Annotated in this window: 2 protein-coding genes; both read left to right on the forward strand. The window is 75.6% G+C overall.

The genetic code is table 11. The annotated features are described in order from the left end of the window. Positions 1 to 3,180, forward strand: a 3,180-nt coding sequence (locus CC117_RS09180; protein WP_116287744.1) for a type I polyketide synthase, incomplete at its 5' end; no start/stop codon positions are given. Positions 3,181 to 3,209: 29 nt separating this feature from the next. After that, the coding region (locus tag CC117_RS09185) for a polyketide synthase docking domain-containing protein (protein ID WP_131803037.1) at positions 3,210 to 3,461 on the forward strand (252 nt) is incomplete at its 3' end.

Consider the following 3,461-nt stretch of genomic DNA (forward strand, 5'->3'; position numbering starts at 1 on the left):
GGGCTGGGTGTGGGTGATGCGGTGGTGGTGGGGTCGTTGCGGCGGGGTGAGGGTGATGTGGGGCGGGTGGCGCGGTCGGCGGCGGAACTGTTCGTCCGTGGAGTGCCTGTCAGCTGGGATGCCGTCCTCCCCGCCTGGCGGGCCGAGCCCGAAACCGTCGCGGTGCCCGCGGCGTCCCGCCCCGTCAGCGCACCGGTCCCGGACCTGCCGACCTATCCTTTCCAGCACCAGCGCTACTGGTTGGCGGGCCGCGGCGGCCAGGCCGGCCGCGGCGACGTGACTGCCGCCGGGCTGGAACCGACCGGTCACCCGCTGCTCGGCGCGGTGCTCGAGATCCCGGGCCGCGCGGCCGCCGGGGAGAGCGGCGCCGACGAGGTCGCGTTCAGCGCCCGCGTGTCAGCCCGGACCCATCCGTGGCTCGCCGACCACAGCGTCCACGGCACCCGGCTGCTGCCGGCGACAGCCTGGATCGAGATCGCGCTGCACGCCGGTGAGCGGGTCGGGTACCCCGCACTGGACGAGCTGCTCATCGAGGCCCCGCTCACGATCCCCGACGAGGGCGCGGTGCTGCTCCGGGTCCTCGTGGGCGGTCCGGACGCGACGGGCCGGCGCCCGGTGCGCCTCTACGCCCGGCCCGACACCACCACCTCGCCGGCGGAACCCGAGGACGTCCGATGGGCCCGGCATGCCACGGGTGCGCTCTCGCAGGACGTCGGCGAGCCCACCCACGGCTACGAGACCTGGCCGCCGGCGGACGCGGTGCCCGTCGACCTGGCGGACTTCTACCCCCGCCTCGCCGGCCTGGGATACGAGTACGGTCCGGCCTTCGCCGGCGTGCGTGCCGCCTGGACACGGGGCCGGGAGGTCTTCGCCGAGGTCGAGCTGCCCGTCGCCCAGGACGACCCGGGCAACGGGACGGATGGTGCCTACGGCCTGCATCCCGCGCTGCTCGACGCGGCCCTGCAGACGACCAATCTGGGGGCGGTGCCCGCCGCCCGTGACGGGCAGGTGCTGCTGCCATTCGCCTGGAGCGACATCCGTCGTTTCGCCACGGGGGCGACGTCCCTGCGCGTCCATGCGGAACAGGTCGATCCCACGGATCCCACGGATGGGGGCGGGTCGTACGGAGTGCGGGTCCGGGTCTCCGACCGCGGCGGCGCCCCGGTCGCGGAGATCGGATCCCTGGTCCTGCGCCCGACTTCGGCAGAGCAGATCGCCCGGCTTGCCGGGGCGACCGGCGGCACCGTGGCCGGTGCGCTCTTCCACGTCACCTGGGTCGATCCCCCCTCCGCGGGCGACGAGCGCAGCCCGGCCGCGGCCGACGGCGTGGACGTCCTCGACGTCACCGGGCGGGACGACGCCAGCCCGGCGGCCGTGCGGGTGCTGCTCACCGACGTCCTCGCGGGACTGAGGCAGGCGCTCGACGCGCCCACACCCACCGCCACCGCCACACCCACCGCCACACCCACACCTGACGCCGGCCCGGGTGGCCCAGCTGGGCCGCTGGTGCTTCTCACCGATGACCCGGTCGGCGCGCCGGCCGCGGCGGCGGTGTGGGGCCTGGTCCGGGCCGCACAGGCCGAGCATCCCGGCAGGTTCGTCCTGCTCGGCGGGGAGCCGGCCGAGTCCCGGGCACAGCTGCGGGCCGTCCTGGCGGGCGGTGAACCGCAGGCGGTCGTACGCGGCGGACGGATCCTCGTCCCACGGCTGGGAGCAGCGCCGCGGCCGCCGCGGGACGACGTCTGGGTGCCGCCGGACGAGGCCGGGCCGGCGCTCGGCGCGGGCACCACGCTGGTCACCGGCGGCACGGGGACGATCGGGGCGGTCGTCGCCCGGGAGCTCGTCCACACCCATGGGGCACGGCACCTGGTCCTGCTCAGCCGCCGCGGGTCGGACGCGCCTGGTGCCGTCGATCTCGCCGACGAACTGCGCGCGGCCGGAGCCGAGGTCACGCTGGTAGCCGCCGACGCGGCCGATCGCGAGGAGCTGCGGGCGGTGCTCGCCGCGATCCCTGCCGCGGCGCCGCTCGTCGGGGTCGTCCACATCGCCGGGGTGGTTGCGGACGGCCTGGTCACCTCGCTGGACCAGGAGCGGATCGACGCCGTCCTGCGCCCGAAGGCCGACGCGGCCTGGCACCTGCACGAGCTGACCGCGCCAACGGAGCTGGCCGCCTTCGTCCTCTTCTCCTCCGGCTCCGGTGCCTTCGGCGGAGCGGGGCAGGGCAACTACGTGGCGGCGAACGGCTACCTGGACGCCCTCGCCGAACAACGGCGCCTACGGGGACTGCCGGCGGTGTCGGTGGCCTGGGGCCTGTGGGAACGGTCAAGCGGCCTGACCGGACGTCTGACCGGGACCGACCGCGGCCGGATGGCCCGCGGCGGTGTCCGCGGCCTGTCCGACGCCGAGGGCGCCGCGCTGTTCGGAGCCGCGCTGCGGTCATCCGAGGCTGTGCTGGTCGCCGCAGCGGTGGACATCGCCGCCCTGCGGCGACGGTCCGCGGCCGGTGACCTGCCGCCACTGCTGCGGGGGCTGGTCCCGGACACACGACCGGTGGGCGGGAGCGCGTCGACGGGCGCCCCGGCGGCGCCGACCCGGGAGTTCACCCCCGCGAGCAGCGGTGCGAACTCGGGCGGGAACGCGCTGCTCCGGCGGCTGGCCGGGCGGCCCGAACAGGAACGCCGGCGGGTGTTGGTGGACGTCGTCCGGGCCCACGTATCGACCGTGCTCGGGCACCGTCCAGGCGACGCGGTGGACCCGGGTGCGACGTTCCAGGAACTCGGGTTCGACTCGCTGACCGGGGTCGAACTGCGCAACCGGCTCGCTGAGGCGGCGGGCGTGCGGCTGGCGGCCACCATGGTCTTCGACCACCCGACCCCGGCGGACCTCGCCGCGCACCTGCTGAGACTGGTGGACCAGGACGGTTCGCCGTCCGTCCCGGCGCCCTCGGGCGGGTCGGGGACCGTGACGGGTGCCTCAGTGCTCGAGGAGCTGGCCCGGCTGGAGCAGGTCCTGGCCGGGGCGACAACGGCCAGCGTGCCGGTCCCGGACGAGGTGGCGGTCCGGCTGCGCGCCCTGGTGTCGTCCCTGAGTCCCCGCGGCGAGACCGCAGCCACCGTCGACCTGGCGACCGCCACCGACGACGAGATGTTCCAGCTGCTGGACCAGGGGCTCGGCTCCTGACCCGCTGCCGTTCACGCGAGGGAGGACACATGCCCGCCGATCGCAGTGCCACTGACCACCGCGGTGCCGACAACGAGCGCGGTGCCGACAACGAGCGCAGTGCCGACGACCGGCTGCGGGAGTACCTTCGCCGCGCCCTGTCCGAACTGCAGCAGAGCCGGAGCCGGGTGGCGGAGCTCGAGAACGCCGCCGACGAGCCGGTGGCGATCGTGGGGATGGCGTGCCGGTTGCCGGGTGGGGTGGTGTCGCCGGAGGGGTTGTGGGATGTGGTGGTGGGTGGG

Source organism: Parafrankia colletiae, from assembly GCF_001854655.1.
In the GTDB taxonomy this organism is placed as follows: domain Bacteria; phylum Actinomycetota; class Actinomycetes; order Frankiales; family Frankiaceae; genus Parafrankia; species Parafrankia colletiae.